The 18,550-nt window shown below is 38.1% G+C and carries 17 protein-coding genes, 1 pseudogene and 1 riboswitch; of the genes and pseudogenes, 6 read left to right on the forward strand and 12 right to left on the reverse strand.

What is annotated here, in order from left to right:
• Nucleotides 1–111: 111 nt before the first annotated feature.
• Nucleotides 112–300 (reverse strand): helix-turn-helix domain-containing protein, encoded by a 189-nt coding sequence (locus F0161_RS06855; protein WP_150204142.1) that lies wholly within the window; start codon nt 298–300, stop codon nt 112–114.
• Nucleotides 297–554 (reverse strand): helix-turn-helix transcriptional regulator, encoded by a 258-nt coding sequence (locus tag F0161_RS06860; RefSeq protein WP_150204143.1) that lies wholly within the window; start codon nt 552–554, stop codon nt 297–299. Before F0161_RS06860 ends, F0161_RS06855 begins: the two co-directional genes overlap by 4 nt.
• 159 nt (nt 555–713) lie before the next feature.
• Between F0161_RS06860 and F0161_RS11720 the strand changes: the two genes are divergently transcribed.
• From F0161_RS11720 to F0161_RS06885, 5 genes are all read left to right on the forward strand, one after another.
• Complete coding sequence (locus tag F0161_RS11720; protein ID WP_150204144.1) at nt 714–1,046, forward strand: helix-turn-helix domain-containing protein; 333 nt, start codon at nt 714–716, stop codon at nt 1,044–1,046.
• Entirely contained in the window at nt 1,047–1,457 is a 411-nt protein-coding gene (locus F0161_RS06870) for an ImmA/IrrE family metallo-endopeptidase (protein ID WP_150204145.1), read from the forward strand.
• Nucleotides 1,458–1,525: 68 nt separating this feature from the next.
• Nucleotides 1,526–3,199, forward strand: coding sequence for a DUF4041 domain-containing protein (locus tag F0161_RS06875; RefSeq protein ID WP_225423082.1), 1,674 nt, complete (start codon nt 1,526–1,528; stop codon nt 3,197–3,199).
• Between the two features lie 17 nt (nt 3,200–3,216).
• On the forward strand, nt 3,217–3,678 hold the full coding sequence (locus tag F0161_RS06880) for a hypothetical protein (RefSeq protein ID WP_150204147.1): 462 nt from the start codon (nt 3,217–3,219) through the stop codon (nt 3,676–3,678).
• Between the two features lie 72 nt (nt 3,679–3,750).
• Nucleotides 3,751–4,935 (forward strand): tyrosine-type recombinase/integrase, encoded by a 1,185-nt coding sequence (locus F0161_RS06885; protein WP_225423084.1) that lies wholly within the window; start codon nt 3,751–3,753, stop codon nt 4,933–4,935.
• 127 nt (nt 4,936–5,062) lie between these two features.
• Here the strand turns inward: F0161_RS06885 and lepA are convergent, their stop codons facing one another.
• The 5 genes from lepA to ribD all read right to left on the reverse strand — a co-directional run bounded on the left by lepA (nt 5,063) and on the right by ribD (nt 10,312).
• Nucleotides 5,063–6,901, reverse strand: a complete 1,839-nt coding sequence (lepA, locus tag F0161_RS06890; RefSeq protein WP_150204665.1) for a translation elongation factor 4 — start codon at nt 6,899–6,901, stop codon at nt 5,063–5,065.
• A gap of 101 nt (nt 6,902–7,002) precedes the next feature.
• Nucleotides 7,003–7,467, reverse strand: a complete 465-nt coding sequence (gene ribH, locus F0161_RS06895; RefSeq protein WP_137601117.1) for a 6,7-dimethyl-8-ribityllumazine synthase — start codon at nt 7,465–7,467, stop codon at nt 7,003–7,005.
• A gap of 12 nt (nt 7,468–7,479) precedes the next feature.
• Nucleotides 7,480–8,658, reverse strand: coding sequence for a GTP cyclohydrolase II (gene ribA, locus F0161_RS06900; protein WP_150204148.1), 1,179 nt, complete (start codon nt 8,656–8,658; stop codon nt 7,480–7,482).
• Nucleotides 8,648–9,253, reverse strand: a complete 606-nt coding sequence (locus F0161_RS06905; protein ID WP_150204149.1) for a riboflavin synthase — start codon at nt 9,251–9,253, stop codon at nt 8,648–8,650. The genes ribA and F0161_RS06905 overlap by 11 nt, the downstream gene beginning before the upstream one ends.
• Entirely contained in the window at nt 9,254–10,312 is a 1,059-nt protein-coding gene (gene ribD / locus F0161_RS06910) for a bifunctional diaminohydroxyphosphoribosylaminopyrimidine deaminase/5-amino-6-(5-phosphoribosylamino)uracil reductase RibD (RefSeq protein ID WP_150204150.1), read from the reverse strand.
• Nucleotides 10,313–10,495: 183 nt separating this feature from the next.
• On the opposite strand from ribD, the gene F0161_RS06915 reads away from it, so the two are divergent.
• Entirely contained in the window at nt 10,496–12,172 is a 1,677-nt protein-coding gene (locus F0161_RS06915; protein ID WP_051552863.1) for an IS1182 family transposase, read from the forward strand.
• Nucleotides 12,173–12,270: 98 nt separating this feature from the next.
• A riboswitch (FMN riboswitch) is annotated at nt 12,271–12,410 on the reverse strand.
• Nucleotides 12,411–12,456: 46 nt separating this feature from the next.
• Here F0161_RS06915 and F0161_RS06920 read toward each other — a convergent pair.
• From F0161_RS06920 to F0161_RS06940, 5 genes and pseudogenes are all read right to left on the reverse strand, one after another.
• Complete coding sequence (locus tag F0161_RS06920) at nt 12,457–12,894, reverse strand: MerR family transcriptional regulator (protein WP_150204151.1); 438 nt, start codon at nt 12,892–12,894, stop codon at nt 12,457–12,459.
• An 8-nt stretch (nt 12,895–12,902) separates the two neighbouring features.
• Nucleotides 12,903–13,939: pseudogene (locus tag F0161_RS06925) on the reverse strand (zinc-dependent alcohol dehydrogenase family protein).
• Between the two features lie 82 nt (nt 13,940–14,021).
• Entirely contained in the window at nt 14,022–14,963 is a 942-nt protein-coding gene (locus F0161_RS06930; RefSeq protein ID WP_150204152.1) for a LacI family DNA-binding transcriptional regulator, read from the reverse strand.
• Between the two features lie 20 nt (nt 14,964–14,983).
• Nucleotides 14,984–15,787, reverse strand: a complete 804-nt coding sequence (locus tag F0161_RS06935) for an HAD family hydrolase (RefSeq protein ID WP_150204153.1) — start codon at nt 15,785–15,787, stop codon at nt 14,984–14,986.
• Nucleotides 15,788–15,912: 125 nt separating this feature from the next.
• Nucleotides 15,913–18,432 (reverse strand): M1 family metallopeptidase, encoded by a 2,520-nt coding sequence (locus F0161_RS06940; protein WP_137601124.1) that lies wholly within the window; start codon nt 18,430–18,432, stop codon nt 15,913–15,915.
• Between the last annotated feature and the right edge of the window lie 118 nt (nt 18,433–18,550).

Raw genomic sequence — 18,550 nt, forward strand, 5'->3', positions numbered from 1 at the left:
GCTGCAAAGCATACAGAGATCACTTTTTATTAGATCCCTACCGCGGTGTTTTTCGGAGCGTTAAAACTCGGTGCTCATCGTAAGTGGACTATTAAATTGCTGTATGCTTTTTTATTGGAAAAATTTATTCATATCAATCTTTCCTTCAGCCAAATCAAACACTCTTTGTAAGAACTCAAAGCTCGGTTTAGTAAATTCATTCTCAACTTGAATGTAATGAGATTTGGAATAATTCAACTTCTCGGCCATTTGTGGTTGTGTGAGTTTTAAATTCTTTCTCACATCTTTCAGATATTTCACAACGTCACCTCCTCCGTACTCGAGTTATCATTGATACCTTTTGTATCAAAAGAAGGCAAAAAAATATCAGGAAATAAAACTTTAATATCAAGATTGAAATATCGGCTAAATTCCATTGCACTTTTAGTACTTGGATTTCTATCTCCGTTTTCAATCTTGCGAACGGTAATCTCAGCAATGCTTAATGCATCAGCCAGCTCATATTGAGTTAGTCCCTTTGATTTTCTTGCTTCGATTAAATTTTCTCGTTTCAATATTTCACCCTCTTTCCGATACGTTTCGTATCACAAGGACTATAATACATGATACATTTTGTATCGTCAATGTTTTTTTGAAACTTTTTGTATCTTTTGTTGTTTTCGATACTTTTTGTATCTATACTGATACATATATTATCAAAGGAGGTCATCAATTTGCTTGGCGATAGATTGAAAGATTTACGTAGTTCCATTAACAAAACACAAGAAATGGTTGCAGCAGATTTAGAAATATCACGCGCTAACTATTCTCATTTAGAAAACAACCGAAACCAACCTGACTCTGAAACGCTTTTAAAGTTGGCTGGTTATTATAAAGTTTCAACAGACTATCTTCTTGGAAATGATAATGTAAATAAATCCGACCCCACTGAAGATATCGCATTAGATGACGGACTCGATGGTCACAAGCCAATGACGTACCGTGGCAAAGAAATTCCTGATGCAGATAAAGAAATATTAAAACGAATACTTAAGGGATTGGAATAAATGAATAAAGTTATAACCTATCTTTTAAATTTAGCAATGGAAAATATGATTGGTATTGACCTTGCTCCCCTTTCACCTGAAACCCCATCAATGGCAATTGCAGATGAAAACAGAATCATCATTAATATGAATTGGCATAATCAAAAAGAGCTACCTTTTCAGATAGCTCATGAAATTGCACATATTCTTAACCACGATGATGGAGTCTTGTATTTCACCACTTATGCTTCCAAGTCTAAGTACGAGGTACATGCGAACTTAACAGCCGTTGATTTACTCATTGACTACTATAATATGTATAAAGGTGATATTGAAAACGTCAATGTTGTTAATTTCATGGAACAATTCGGAATCCCACTTGATATGGAGAATCAAGTGATGGATAAACTAGGATATAAATTTGGTATATAGTTTCGTGTCCAAACCCTAAAGACAAAAAACTCTGGTAATTGGGATAAAATACTTTGGAGGAATTTCAATTGCAAGTATCAGTACCGAAAACCAAGAATAGAACCACTGCATACATTTTAGCCGTTTTCTTAGGAATATTTGGTGGACATAGATTTTATATTGGAAAAAAATGGACAGCTATTACAATGCTATTAATTACAGTATTGTCCTTTGGATTTTTGATAATAATTACAATACCTTGGACTATTGTGGATTTATTTTTAATTCGTAGTTGGATACCTGATGATTCAACGTCTAAAAATAACACCAGCACAATATCCGAACCGAATACCATAGAAAAAAGTGTATCTTCATCGGAAGAAAAGTCGCAAATTAAAATAAATGTTACCGATTTTTTTCATATTAAACAATTAAAAAAAGAAAATGAAGAACTAAAAATTAAGGCTAGCGAAAAGCTTTCATTGAAACAAATGAAACCTGCTGAAATTGACGAATTAATTCAAGACAAAAATAATGAATTTGAAAAATTAATACAAAATAAGAATGCAGAAATAGATTTACTATCAAAAAAGTTACTGGCAGAACAAAAAAATGCTCAAACAGCACTACTGGATACAAAAAAGCAAAAAGATGATTTAGCTATTGAAATTAATGAACTAGAAAATAAAAAAGCAACTTTATCAAATCAAGTTATCGAATTAACTGATCAAGTAAATGTTGAATCTTTCGGATTGTACGAACCGCGGTATGATTTTTCAAACTCTCTTTCATACAAAGCTAGACTTGATGAAATTAGATTAAGCCAAAAAGAAATGATAAAGAATGAACTAGCTATAATCATCTTTAGGCCAATGACTCTTGATGGGTCTGCTTCACGTGGAAAATCTATGCAGAAAAAGAATGGGAAACAATTAATCAGAACATTTAATGGTGAATCAGAAGCTGCTATCAATAAGGTTTCATATTCTAATATTGGTCGAATTGAAAAGAAAATTGAAAAATCATTTACTGATTTAAATAAATTAAATGATCCAAATGGTATTTCCTTATCATCCAAATACCTTGATAGTAAACTTGATGAATTATACGTTGGATTTGAGTACGAAACAAAAAAACAACAAGAAAAAGAAGATCTTCGCGAACAACGCCAACGTGAAAAGGAAGAAAAAGCATTACAAAAAGAAATTGCAGATAAACAAAAAAATATCGACAAAGAAATCAAACATTTTTCGACCATGCTTGATGAGCTGAAATCAGAAATGAAATCTAAAAGTGAAAAAGAACAGCTTGCATTACAAAAACAAATCGATGAGCTTCAAGCTAAAATTAATGAGAATGAAAAGCAAAAAAATGAGCTTGATTATAGAATCGAAAATTCAACAGCAGGATATGTTTATATCATTTCTAACATTGGGTCATTTGGAAAAAACGTATTAAAAATTGGTGTAACTCGCAGATTGGAACCCATGGAGCGTGTTGATGAATTGGGAAGTGCGTCAGTCCCATTTAAATTTGACGTTCATGCCTTAATCTTTAGCTACGATGCTTATAAATTGGAATCCGAACTACATGATAAATTTGCAGATAAACGTATCAACAAGATGAACTCACGTAAGGAATACTTCAATCTAAGCATTGATGAAATAAAAGACACGCTTAATCAATACAAAGACCTAACTATTGACTTCAATGAAATCCCTGAAGCAAGCGAATATAGAGAAAGTCTTAAAGTTGTTGTATAAAGATTGGAGTTGATTAAATGTCTAGTTCATTACACAAAGTTAATAAATTTTTCTTTATAGATTATGATAAAGAGTTTTTGAAGGTTAATACAAACAGTTTGATACACCCTGCAGGGCCTAATAAGAAAATAAAATTCAATGAACTGCAGAGTTTTAAGATTGACTATCATGAGTTTGGCTCAAATGATTCTGGTGCAGGAAGTGCGCTATTAGGTGGTATTTTATTTGGAACAGTTGGAGCCATTGCTGGGCTTGCTGCAGGTCGTGGTAATATGATTAAAATTGACAAGTTTGATATTACTTTCTCAACTTTAAAAGGTGAAAATTTCACTTTGAAATTTATTCCAGGCCCTTCAAATATAAATAGTCCTATTACTCAAAAAATTATTAAACTTGGAACTGATGTTAGAAATGCAATCATTGATTTACCAACAAAATATCCAATTAAAGATCTAACCATCTATCCAGAAACGGATTAATGATTGGCCCATACGGGCTTTTCTTTTTAGCATCAAAAGAACATACGTTCGATTAATAATCAATATGCTTTTATGAAAGGAATGGATTTTATTATGGCAAGAGGTTACGTAAGAAAAAGAGGAAATGGTTGGTACTATGTCTTTGACACGGCACCAATTGATGGTAAAAGACAACGTGTGGAACATCGAGGTGGTGACACCAAACCAGAAGCCGAAGATGCGTTACGAAAAGCAATGGAAGAATACGATCGTGGTGGTATTCAAGTTCAACTTAGCAACATATCAGTCGCTGATTACTTCGACTATTGGTATCAACAATATGTCGTTAAGGAATTGAAACGTAATACCCAACTGAATTATCTAAACATCATTACCAAATATATCAAACCGGAAATTGGGATTTACAAAATTCAAAATATGAACATTGCTGCGCTTCAACGCATGTTCGATAAACTAGGTACTTCTGGACTCGCAAAACATACCGTGGAAATAATCGGCACTGTGGTTAAAAATGGATTCAAAATGGCTGTGTTCCCTTACCAGATTATCAAGGATAATCCAGCAGTTTATATTCGTATGCCCCGCTTTGCATTAGAGTCAAATGAAGTGACACGAGAAAGTCTGCATCTCATTACGTTGTCTCAATACCATGAAATACTAGAAATATACCCACCTGCTCATTTATTCCATATGCCTTTGGTGCTTGCTTTCAATACCGGAATGCGACGTGGTGAGGTTTGCGCCTTAACGTGGGACAAAGTTGACTTAGATGCTGGCACAATTAGAATAGACAAGAATATGGCAATGTTTAAAAATAAAGAAATTGTAATCAGCACTCCAAAGACCCCTGCCAGTATTCGAACCATTATGATTGGCCAAGTTTTAATCGATGAACTAAAAGCTAAACGAAAAGCACAAATGGAAAATCGTATTAGATACCGAAACCTGTACGTTGATAATAATAATTTTGTATGCACTCATGAAGATGGCTCACCAGTAACACCCCATTCAATTAAACATTACAGTGAAAAAGTTCAAAAATTAACTGATATTAATTTCAAATTTCATTCACTACGACACACTCACGCAACTATGCTTTTAGAAAATGGAGCTGAACCAAAAGAAATCCAAGTTCGTCTTGGGCATTCAAAACTTGAAACAACGATGAACACGTATGTACATGTTACTCAAAAAATGGAGAAAAACACGATTAATATCATGGACAGCATTCAAGGGAAACGTCCGGCGGCAAATTAATGTATATTTCATTTTTTTATGTATATTTTGCCGCCGAGTTGGTTACGCCGGCGGCAAAATGGCGGAAATTCATCAAAAAAAGAGCTTACTCATTTCTGAGTCAGCTCCAAGAATGTTGTTATATCAACTATTTTTTACCATTTTCATCGTCACCAGTTTGAAGAACAGTCATAAAGGCTTCTTGAGGTACTTCGACAGTACCGATAGATTTCATTCTCTTCTTACCCTTTTTCTGTTTGTCGAGCAATTTAGCACGACGATCAGGATCACCGGTATGAATTTTGGCGGTAACGTCTTTACGGTAAGCTTTGATATTGGTACGGGCGATAATTTTGGCACCAATTGCTGCTTGAACGGGAATTTCAAAGTTAGAACGTGGGATGATTTTCTTCAAACGTGAAGTAATATCACGTCCACGTGCTTCGGCAAATTCACGGTGAGCAATGAAACTCAAGGCATCGACTTTATCACCATTCAACAAAATATCGATTTTAACTAATTCGCTTGGACGATATTCTTCTATTTCATAATCTAACGAAGCATACCCCTTGGTGCTACTCTTCAACTTATCAAAGAAATCAAAGATGATTTCTGACAATGGAATATGATACTTCACGTTAACTCGGATATCATCTAGATAATCCATCGTCTCAAAAATACCACGTTTGCGTTGTGCCAGTTCCATCACGGCCCCAACATATTCGTTAGGTACGATAATTTGTGCGAACACATATGGTTCATTAATGTCACTGATTTCTGAAGCATCTGGCATATCAGATGGGTTTTCGACAATCTTTTCGCCACCATCATTTAAGTCTACTTTATAAGTAACTGATGGTGCGGTCGTTATTAGGTCTAAGTTAAATTCACGTTCCAACCGTTCTTGAACCACATCCATGTGCAAGAGTCCTAGGAATCCACAACGGAATCCAAAGCCTAAAGCCGTCGATGATTCAGGTTCAAACGTTAATGCTGCATCATTTAATTGCAGTTTTTCCAAAGCTTCACGTAAATCAACAAACTTAGCGTTGTCAGTTGGATACAAGCCTGAATAGACCATTGGTGTCATCTTCCGATAACCCTCTAATGGCGAATCAGTTGGGTGATTAGCATTGGTAATCGTATCACCGACTGAAGTCTCTTGGATGTCTTTGATGCTAGCGGTAATATAACCAACATCCCCAGCCATCAATAATTCACTCTTGATTGGTTTAGGTGAGTTAACTCCCACTTCGACGACTTCATATTCAGCACCACTATTCATTAACCGAATTTTGTCGCCTGGTTTAACCGTTCCTTCTTTAATTCGAACACTTAAAACGACACCACGATATTCATCGTAAATTGAATCAAAAATCAAGGCTTTCAAAGGTGCTTCCAAATCACCATCTGGTGCAGGAATATCAGTCACCACTCGTTCCAAAATCTCTTCAATTCCGATACCAGCTTTGGCGCTGGCTAAAATCGCATCAGAGGCATCTAAACCAATCTGATTTTCAATTTGTCCCTTAACCATCTCAGGATCAGCGGATGGTAAATCAATTTTGTTAATGACTGGAATAATTTCCAAATCATTATCCAAAGCTAAGTAAACGTTCGCTAAGGTTTGAGCTTCGACACCTTGGGCAGCATCAACCACCAAAATGGCACCTTCACAGGCAGCCAAAGAACGTGAAACTTCATATGAAAAGTCCACGTGTCCTGGTGTATCAATTAAATGGAATATATATGTTTCTCCGTCTTCAGCTTTATAACTAAGGGCCACAGCATTCAACTTAATCGTAATGCCACGTTCGCGTTCCAAATCCATCGTATCAAGCAACTGTGCTTGCATTTCCCGCTTTGACACCGTATCTGTCAGTTCCAAAATGCGGTCTGCCAACGTTGATTTACCATGATCAATATGCGCCACAATCGAAAAATTCCGGATGTGACTTTGTCGTTCTTTCATTTCTTCTAAGGTCATTTTGTTCTCACTTTCTCCGTGTATCGTCATGTACTAGTATACCATGATAGGAGCAGTTCACAACGAGAAGAAACTGCAAGCAAATTCGAGTTTAATTCATTTTATTTTATCAACGAATTCAATGACATCATTTCTAACAAACTTTGCGCGACGTCACTACCTTTGTTCCCGCTCTTCGCACCGGCACGATCAATAGCTTGCTCGATTGATTCTGTCGTTACCACACCAAAGACGACTGGTACATCCGCATTTAAGCTTAGCTGACCAACGCCCTTCGCCACTTCATTACAAACCAGGTCGTAATGTGTGGTTGCCCCACGAATGACAGCTCCTAATGTAACGATGCCATCATATTTTTTCGTAGCCAACACTTTTTTGGTAATAAATGGAATTTCAAATGCTCCCGGCACCCAGTACACATCAATTTGATCAGCGTTCACACCGTGACGAGTTAGGGTATCTTGTGCCCCGGCTAATAACTTACTGGTGATAAAATCATTAAATCGTGCGACAACAATTGCTACCTTGGCATTTTGATCATTAAATTGTCCTTCATAAACTGTCATCTTGCTTCTCCTTTAAATTGACAACATGTGATTAAATTTATGTTGTTTAGTTTGTAGATAATTTTTATTTTCTTGATAAATGGTCGTTTGTAACGGCAGTCGTGCTTGTATAGCAATCCCTGCATCTTCTAATTCGTCAATCTTTTCGGGATTATTCGTTAGCAACTTGATTGTTCGTACTCCATTTGTTTGCAACAATTTCACGACCCAATCGTAATGGCGTTCATCAGGTTCAAATCCTAACGCTACATTGGCCTCGTAGGTATCCATCCCCGCTTCTTGCAGTTCATAGGCCTTTAACTTATTAACCAGGCCAATTCCCCGTCCTTCTTGGCGTAAATAGATGACTGCTCCAACACCATATTCTGCAATTTGGCGCATTGCTTCATCAAGTTGCTCCCCACAATCACAACGATGAGAACCAAAGACATCACCAGTCATGCACTCTGAGTGGATTCGAATTAATGGTACTTCAGCTGGATTAGTCCAATCACCCATCGATAACACTAATTGATTCTTACCTGTTTCGTCAGTGAAGGCTGTCAATTGAAAGTCTCCATACTGATTAGGTAATTTTACATCGGCCACTGGTGTCATCGCTTGTTGATTGAGATATGTTATTAATTCAGCGATGGTTATCATTGTTAATTGCCATTCAACGGCGAGCTCACGTAACTTAACGGTGCGGGCCATATGACCGTCATCAGCAAGAATTTCACATATATAGGCGGCGTCTTCACCAGCAAGTTTGGCTAAATCTATTGCTGCTTCGGTGTGACCATTTCGCTCACGGACCCCACCGTCTTTAGCGACTAACGGGAATAAATGCCCTGGTTGATAAAAATCACTGGCCTGGCTATCTGGTTGTGCGACGGCTTTAATCGTCATCGCCCGGTCATAGGCTGACACACCTGTGGTGGTTGACTTGGCGTCAATTCCTGCCATAAAGGCTGTTCCAAACGCATCGTGACTGTCACGTGCCATTGACTGAAGGCCTAATTGGGTTCCTTTTTGAGCCGTAACTGGGATACATAATAATCCACGTGCATGTTTAGTGATAAAGTTGATTTTTTCCGGAGTCACCTGACTCGCTAAACCGATAATGTCACCTTCACCTTCGCGGTCTTCATCATCTGCCACGACAATTAATTTTCCCTGCTTTAAATCTTCAATTGCTTGTTCAACTTGCATAGGTTTTTCCTCCTAGTAATGACTGGACATATTTCGCTAACATATCCGTTTCTAGATTGACTTGATCACCAATTTTTAATTGTCCAAAGTTAGTTTGTGTTAATGAATGTGGAATCAGCGAAATGGAAAATTCATTGGCTCCAACTGTTGCCACTGTCAAACTGGTCCCATTAATCGCAATGGAACCTTCGGCGACAATTTGTCCTTGCAAACTTGCTGGATAGACAAAGGTCATTTGGACTGAATTTTCATTTTCTCTAATTATTTTGACTCTAGTGGTGGTATCAACATGCCCTGCCACAATATGGCCTTCAAACCGGCCGTTGGCAGGCATTGCTCGCTCTAAATTGACTCGTGCATCAAAAGCCAATTGTTTAAAGGTTGTTTTGTCAGACGTGGTTGGCATAACGTCAACGGTAAAATTACCTTCGTTGACTTGAATCGCTGTTAAACACACACCGTTAATAGCCATGCTGTCACCAATTTGATAATCCTCTAATAGTTTGGAGTCCGCTGCAATGGTGACTTGAGAGTGCTGACCACTACGTTGAATTGATTTTACGGTGCCGACTGCTTGAATTAATCCGGTAAACATTTATTCCACCCTCTCACTCACAATTCTGACATCATTGCCGAATTGCTGAACTGACTTTAGTTTCATTGCTTGACTAGTTGGATTGGCTTGGTTGCCTGAAAAAGATGGTATGCCACCGCTCCCAATCACTTCTGAACCAACATAAGTAATTAATTCATTAAATAAATTAGCTGCTAAAAACTGGTTGTGAATCTGGGCACCGCCTTCTACGTAAACCGACTGCACACCTTGCTTCGCCAAATATGAGACCACCGATTCAATCGTCCAAGTTTCATTTTCAAAGAGTTGGACATTCGATGACAATAGTTGATTAGTTTTTTTCGTTGTGAAAATCCAAGTTGGCGCTTGTGAGTTAAAAATGTTTAATTCTGGCCGATTCAAACAACGTCCTTGGCGATCTAACACCACGCGAATGGATGGAAAGTTCGTTGCACCGCTGGCCAGTAAAGTTGGATTATCGACTAATACTGTTTCACTACCGACTAAAATGGCTTGAAACTCATTCCGCTCATCATGCACTTGTTGATTGACACTTGCACCCGTAATTTGAGTTCTCGTCCCAGATTGGGCGGTAATTTTACCGTCCAAACTAATCGCCTGTTTAAGCACAATATACGGTAAGTTATGTTCAAAATAATAGTTGTAATACGGGTTCAATGCTTGAACCGTTTGTCCCAGGTCATTAAAATCAACCTGAATTCCATGTTCTCTTAATTTTTGTGTGCCTTTCATTGATACGACTGGGTTAGGATCCGATTGGCCAATCACCACTCGGCTGACCCCGCTCGCTATCACGGCATCCACACATGGCGGTTGCTTACCAAAATGCGTGCAAGGTTCTAACGTCACATATAAAGTTGAATTCTTCAATTCTTCGAGGGTTGAACAAGAATCAATTGCCATCCTTTCTGCATGTTTATCGCCATATCTGGCATGGTATCCACTGGCAATTACTTGCTTGTCTTTAACAAAAATTGCACCAACCAGTGGATTACGATAAGTATTCCGCCGTCCTTTTTTTGCAAGGTCAACAGCTTGTTGCATATACAAATTATCCATTGTTATTCCCCTTTCTTGAAAAAATAAAAAGTGGCTGGGAAAAAACTAATTCCAGACTATAAAAAATAAAGGGACTTTGGAAAAACACTCCAAAGTCCCTTTAACTATGTACACAGGAAGTAAATTCCTGTTATGATGTTAGCGACCAAACCAAACAACAAAACAGTAAAGGAGTTTCCTTCCATGTACAAGAATTATAACACAGCACAAACTAGCATCGCTTTAAACTTAAATTTTGATATTCCTAATAACCATATTGCGAGACTAATTGATATGTTTGTTGAGACAATTCCGCATAATATTATTGAAACCTCTGTGGCGACCACCGGTCGTCCTGCTTATCATCCGGCTATGTTAATAAAAATGCTCCTTTTCGCGTATTCTCGCAAAGTATTTTCTGGACGTAGAATTGTTGAAATGAATACCGAAAATATTCCAATGAAATGGTTGAGTCAAGATGCCACAATTTCTTACAAAACAATCAATAATTTTCGATCCAGTAAAGAAGTTTCTAACTTAATCAAGATTTCCTTTATTTACTTTACCAAGTTGTTAGCCGACAACGGTATGATTGAAGATGAGGCCTTATTTATTGATGGTACGAAGATTGAAGCCGATGCAAATAAGTACTCATTTACTTGGAAACGTGCAGTTGATAAATTCTATCCAAAACTAAAAGAAAAAATTGTGCTCCTTTATGAAGAATTGATTGAAAATCAAGTTGTCAAAGAAATGGAGAAAGAATACCTAACGTCTAGCGATGGATTAGCTGAGATTTTAGAAAAAACGCACGATGAAATTACTCACTTAGATTATGTCATTGAACAAGAACCGAAGGTTATCAAAGGTGGCTCTAAGAATAAACAACAGCGGCGAAAACTCAAAAAATTAGCGCACAAAATGGAAAATGATTATTTGCCCCGAGCAAAAAAGTACGAAGAAGCTGAACGCCTTTTTAATGGTCGGAACAGTTTTTCAAAAACCGACCATGATGCTACCTTTATGCGTATGAAGGAAGATCCAATGATGAATGGTCAATTAAAGCCTGGATATAATTTACAGGCTGCCACTAATGGACAGTTCGTGCTAAATTACGGAATTTTCTCGAATCCGACGGATACGAGAACTTTATTACCATTTTTATCTGACATGCATTCACTCGATTTGTTTAAATACATCGTGGCGGATGCAGGTTACGGTAGTGAATCTAATTATTCCGCGATTGTCGACGATTTTGATAAGACACCACTGATACCGTATGGTATGTATGAAAAGGAACAGAAGCGCAAATTTAAAAATGATCCTACACGAATACACAATTGGAAGTACAATGCCGCAGACGATTACTATACGGATCATTTGAGTGTTAAATTCAGTTTTAAACGATACAGTATTCGTCATGATAAATATGGATACGAACGACAGTTCAAAATTTATGAAGCGGATAAAACACAGGAAACATTCAAGCTAGATGAACTAGCTAAAACCCCTAAGGGAAGGCAACGACAGGTTGCCTATAATCCAACTTGGAACTACTTTAAAAATTATGTTAAGGATTTACTTTCATCTGATCAAGGCTCAGAGATTTATTCGCATCGTAAGTATGATGTTGAGCCAATGTTTGGCAGAATGAAGTCCATTTTTGGTGTGCGCAGAACTCATCTTAGAGGGAAACAGCCTGTGGAAAATGAATTGGGTATTCTATTAATGACAATGAATCTAACAAAATTAGCGGGAATTTTAACCAAAGCAACCGCTAATTTTTCACATAAACAATTATCAAATATAAAAAAAACAAAAAACCGACCAAAAATTCTATTAATTATAGAATTCTTGGTCGATTTTTCTATAGCTGGTTAGTTTTTTCCCAGCCACTTGACTAAATAGACTAGTTTAATGGATTAACGATTGCACGGATACAAAAAAAGCATCCAGTGCGACCATCAATCGTCTTACACTAATTTCTTCTCCCATCCAGACTTTAACTGTCGGTTCTAGATTTGCACTAGCTCAACCGCATAAATAAATGCGGGTCACGGACTTCGAGTTTCACCTCGTTACCGTCGGTCGGGAATTTCACCCTGCCCCGAAGAATTATTCAACTTTATGGCTTTATCATAAATTAACTGATTTATTTTGTCTAGTTATTTTTTTACATCCACATCATCATACAGCGTCTTCGGATGTTTTTGTTGTTGCTGTTCTAATTCATGTAATTCTTCTTCAAACGTCGTCATATGTTTACCGTGATTGGCTAATTTGAAGGTCAGATGATTAATTGCTGCAGTTAAATCGTCCCGTTTTTCTTCCAGTACTTCTAATTGTTCCTGCAATAAATCCAATTGTTCTTGCTGATTATTTTCATCGGTATCAAATAATTGAATATATTTTTGCAAATTTTCTACACTCATCCCCGCCGACCGCATTTGACGGGCAAAATTGATACGACGAATGATACGTTCGTCAATATCTCTAACGCCGGTTTCCTTGCGGTCAATTGGTGGGACTAAGCCGATTTTCTCATAGTAACGGATAGTTTCAGAAGAAACTCCCGTAATTTGACTTGCTTCTTTAATGTTCATAATTACTCCTAAAGTGTACTAACTTTCACCAATGATTTAATGGCAGTACGTTGATCCATGGCTTCATAAGCAGATTGGATATCATCTAAGGCAAATGACTGGGTAAAGACCTTACCAGGTTCAATTTTACCGCTGAGAACTGCGTTTAATAAGACACTCTTGTCATAAGTGGTCACTGAGGCAATTCCGCCACGGAGGCCAATATTACGCCAGAATAAGTTATTCGTATTCATATCAGATTTTTGTGGTACACCGACACGACCGACAACGGCGCCTGGACGACCAACTTTAACAGCGGTATCAACTGATTGTTCCGTTCCGACACATTCCAATACGGCATCGGCACCACCATCAGTCAATTCCATCACGCGTGCGACTGCTTCATCCCCACGTTCAGCAATAATGTCTGTGGCACCAAATTCTGTCGCTAATTTTTGACGGTCTGCATGACGACTCATAGCGATGATTCGTTTAGCCCCTAATAATTTGGCACCAATAATACCGCATAATCCAACTGCCCCGTCACCCATAACAACCACTGTATCGCCAGTTTTAACCTCGGCAGATACTGCAGCGTGATAACCGGTTGCCATCACATCAGCCAAACTCAATAAAGAATTCAGCATCTCATCTGAAAATGATTTTGGATCACCCGGAACTTTAACGAGTGCCCAGTCGGCGTTATTAAATAACAGATATTCGGCTTGATAGGCGGAACCACCAGCTGGTGCGTTCAAACAGTTACCATCGAAACCAGCTAAACAGGCAGCACAATGACCACAACCATGTGTAAATGGAGCAATCACAAAATCACCAACGGCTACGTTAGTCACTTCAGAACCAACTTCTTCAACGATTCCAATCGCTTCATGACCGACCAACGAATCTTTTTCACGTGGGGCTAAGCCACGATACCACCTAAATCAGATCCACAAACACAGGCCCGAACAATGCGAATCACTGCTTCATTTGGTTTTGAAACACTGGGTTTTGGGACTTCATGAATTTCAACTTTTCCTGGTTCAATAAATGCTGCTGCTTTCATCAGTTAAACTCCTCTGTAAAGATATATTTGTTCAATACCCATACTATAGACCTTAGAGTGCACTTTAAGGCAAGCCCTATTTTTACCTAATAATGAAATCTGATTCAATGACGACTTGTTGCATTTCACCCGCGCCAGTAACCAGCTCTAACGCTTGGCGACCTAGTTTGTCGAAATGATGATTGATTGTCGGAATATTGAGTAGCTGACCGCTCAATTGATTTTCTTGCCCAATCACGAGTGGCGGCGTCTTTTGATGCGCTTGATAGGCTTGAACCACGCCGGCTGCCACATCATCCCCATTTGTAAAAATACACTGCACATTTAACTGCTGCTTAATGATCGTTTGGGCAGCCTCGTATCCGTCTTGAAACGTGGTCACGGTTTCGAAGAGTAGATCATTGTTGGGCAATTTAGTAAAAATCGATTGATATGCATCCAAGGTAATTTGGCTCGTGACGCTACTGGCATAATCACGACTCAGCAAAACTGCGACTTGTTCAATTTGTTGGCTTTTGAGCCATTTAAACGCTTCTAAATATGTTGTTCTTCGTTTGGAATATACTGCGAAAACATCCTCACGATTTGGATTTTCACAGACCACAATCCGACCATATTGAGAATATTCCGTAATTTTATCTAAGGAAATTTCATGGGAAATGAAGATTAGCGCATCAAAAGCTTTGCGACGTAATTGTTCTAAATAATCAATTTCCACTGACTCATTGTATTGGGATGGTAAAATCACCACTCGATAATCTGATTCAAATGAGGATGCAATAATTCCGCTCAATATTTGCGTAAAATATGGATGTTTCGTATGCGGCAAAATTACACCCACGTTATAATTTCGACCATGACTCAAATCCCGAGCGATATCGTTAGGAACATAATTCAATTCTTTCATCGCCGCTTCGACCGCTAAACGCGTCGAGTTGGCTACGTAGTTTTTACCATTCAACACTCTGGAAACCGTTGAAGCTGAAACGCCACTTTTCTTGGCAATATCATGAATATTCGTCATGTCACATCTCCAAATTGAATTTATTGAAGATAGTGTGTGATTCCATAACCAACTCCGTCTTCAATATTGCTTTTAGTGATATATTTGGCAATTGTTTTAATTTCTGGTGCGGCATTGTCCATCACAATTGGATTACCAACCATTTCTAGCATTGGTAAATCATTGTGGCCATCTCCAAAGGCCGCTGTCTCAATCTTCGTCAAATGTTCCTGTTCCATCACATAGTTAATCCCATGCGACTTTTTGGCTTGACCATCCGTGATTTCAAAATAATTTGCTCCAGCTTGTTGAGCCGAAATGCCTGAAATACCTAATTCTTGGACAAATTGTTTTAATCGTTTCATTTCTTCACTATCAAACGAGATCAACATAATTTTAAACGTATGATGAGTTGGATCACTTAAATAATCTCGTATACTCACAATTTGTGGCACCATATTGGTCATACCGGATTCTAATTTAATGCCGTCATCAATTTTTTCAGTATACCAATCGTCTAAGTCATAAAAACTTTGACTCACGTTGGGAAATTGTTGTTTGATTTGAGTGAGCAGAATTTCTGTTGCATCATAATCGAGATAATGCTGATCAATGATTTTTTTATTGTTCTCTTGGCCTGTAAATATCAAGCCACCATTAAAGGCAATTTGAGGCCCTTGGAGATTTAATGCCGTCATGGCAAACTCCATTTCCATGGGTGCACGTGCGGAAACTAGTGTAAATGGAATCTGACTTTGCTTAATTAATTCGACGTTTCGCTCATTCAACGCCCCTACTTCGTTCAGTAACGTCCCATCCATGTCTGAAAATATATGTTTAACCATCTCAACCACTCCTTTAGCATTTTCACATAGTTTATTCTATGAAACGGGTTTTAGATCAAGTCAATTTTACCATTTTTTGCTGGTAACTAAAAAAGAGCCTAGAAATTACCTAAGCTCTCAGATAGTTACTTAATTTGTGCTTCCACTGCTTGATTAACTGCAACTTGTTCCGCTGCAATTAAATTAACCCGACTTTCAATCACTTTTAAGTCCATCGTGATTTCACGTTTTAAACCAGGTGTTTCAAGCATAGGCCAGAAGAAATATTTAAATTCTTTCAACCGAGTTGGTGTCTTGAAAATACCGGCAATTACCGTAATGTAAGTGGTGAATTCCATATCTCCACCGACAGTTTTTTCTAACCAATCCCAATCATTGCGAATCCAATCCCAGGCAGCTTGTTCCCCATGACTGTTGGCCAAAATTCCACGGAACCAGGCCCGTAAATCCTGAGGTTTAATCGTTTCTGCATTTTTAAATTCGGTCACAATTTGTTTAATCAAGTCTGCATCTTGGGTACTAGTTACTGCAACCCTTAAGTCTGACTTATAACTGGCATCAGCTGTTTGTCGATAAGCTGTTAACATTTGATTGACTAAATCACGATTACCATAATTTTTAATCTCATTTTTCAAAATAAATACTCGCACATCTGCCGGTAGATCAGCTACTTTGTCGGCATTATTTTGATAAATCTGATGGGCCATCTCAATTGATTTTTGATTTTCAGCATATAAGGTTGCGTTCAAGACGTATGGTCGTGTTAATTGATCATCATTCGTCTCACCATCAACTGGGAGCCAACCTAAGCGATTGACTTGATTATCACTCATCTTATTAAAGAAGGCTTGTAATTGCTGCTCTGCAACTGAATTCGGTGTCACAAATTTTTTCAAATCATTCGCTAAACTATAGAGCGCTGAGTTAACAATATTGGAGGGACTCGTGATAAAGTGACCCAATAATGGTACGACAGTTGCATAGGAAATTTGGCCACCTTCAGCTAATAAGCGCAGGTCTTGCAGCAATTGTAATTGTGAAATTGAATCTAGTTCATCCACATGTTCAATGATATCTGCTAATAACTTCTCATCATACTTCACGATGAAATGAGAGTTATTCCCTACGTTCAATCTAAAGGGAGCGCCATTTTGTGACCGCAACTGTTGATAGTTACCCAAGGTGGTTTCTGTGTCAGCAAAGATTGCTGGCGCTTCAGCATAATTACTGTTCAATGGAATTTGCCATTGCCGTGCTTTGGGTTCATTTTCACCAATAAAGAATTGTGACTGACTGATTGTCAATTTTCCATCAACAACCTTAGCGTTAACCACGGGATAACCTGGTTGTTCCAACCATGATTGCATGATCCTACCAATATCCATCCCGGATGTTTCACCTAATGCTGCCCACAAATCTGCGCCGGTGGCATTACCAAATTGATGACTGGCAAAATAATTCTTTAGGCCTTTTCGCAGTGCATCATCACCAATTAAAGCACGAACCATTACTAGCATTCTGGCACCTTTAGCATAGACAATTGCACCATCAAACAATGAATCAATTTCAGCTGGGTCTTCAACTTGAACGTGCACTGACTGAACACCATCAATCGCATCGCGTTGCAAGGCGGCGGGTGCTTCAGAGGTTTGGAAGCTTTCCCAAATCTTCCAGTCAGGTTCAAGGGCATCAATCGCCACATATTCCATCATGTTGGCAAAACTTTCGTTTAACCATAAATCATCCCACCACTTCATTGTAACCAAATCACCGAACCATTGATGCGCTAATTCATGTGAAATCACCGTCGAAACCAGTTGTTTAGTAGATAATGAGGTATTATCTGGATCAATCAACAAATATGCTTCTCGATATGTCACCAAGCCCCAGTTTTCCATTGCTCCAGCAGAAAAGTCTGGTAAGGCTAATTGCCATGAATGTGGCAATGGATAAGGTGTTTGATAGAAATCTTCGTAAAATTCAATTGAACGTTTGGCAATGTCTAAGCCAAAATCTAGTTCTTTGGCTTGATGGGCTTTCGTAGCGAAAACACCAATTTTTACGCCACTTTCAGTGGTCGTATATTTACTTAGCATTTCCCCAAACGCAAATGCGACTAAATAAGTTGACATTTTGACGGTCGTTTCAAAATAATGAACCCCATCCTCCACCCGAATTTCAGGCATATTTGCAATAATGGTTTCGCCTGGATGTTCATCAAATTTAATGGCTAAATCAAAAGTCGCTTTTGCTGCTGGTTCATCAACTGATGGGAATGCTTGACGTGCAAAAGTTGTTTCAAATTGAGTCCCAATTAGTTGTTTCTTTTCGCCGTCAACTTCATAGTATGACGGATAAATGCCCATCATTGAATCGGTTAACTTGGCTGAATATTCAATGATAACTTCGATATCGCCAGTTTTAACATCTGGCAATAAAATTGCTTCGTCTCGCATTTTGAAGATGGCAGCTTGGTTATCAACGAGGACACTTTTAATATCCAAATATTTTTGATGGATTGAAATCGATGACGCTAAGGCTTCACCGCGAATAATGGTCTTACCAGTAATCGTTTTGGTGGCCCGATTAATATCTAAATAAATGTTGTAATTGTTTGGATGAAAACTCTCATAAAAATGACTCATAGTATTCCCCTTTTCACTTCGATAATATACTATTAGTATACGCTAAACCGTGGAGTCACGTCATTAATCAACCTTATAAAAAAATAGATTATTCTGACTTTCAATCAAGAACAATCTA

Origin of the sequence: Paucilactobacillus nenjiangensis (assembly GCF_008632615.1) — a bacterium.
GTDB lineage: Bacteria > Bacillota > Bacilli > Lactobacillales > Lactobacillaceae > Paucilactobacillus > Paucilactobacillus nenjiangensis.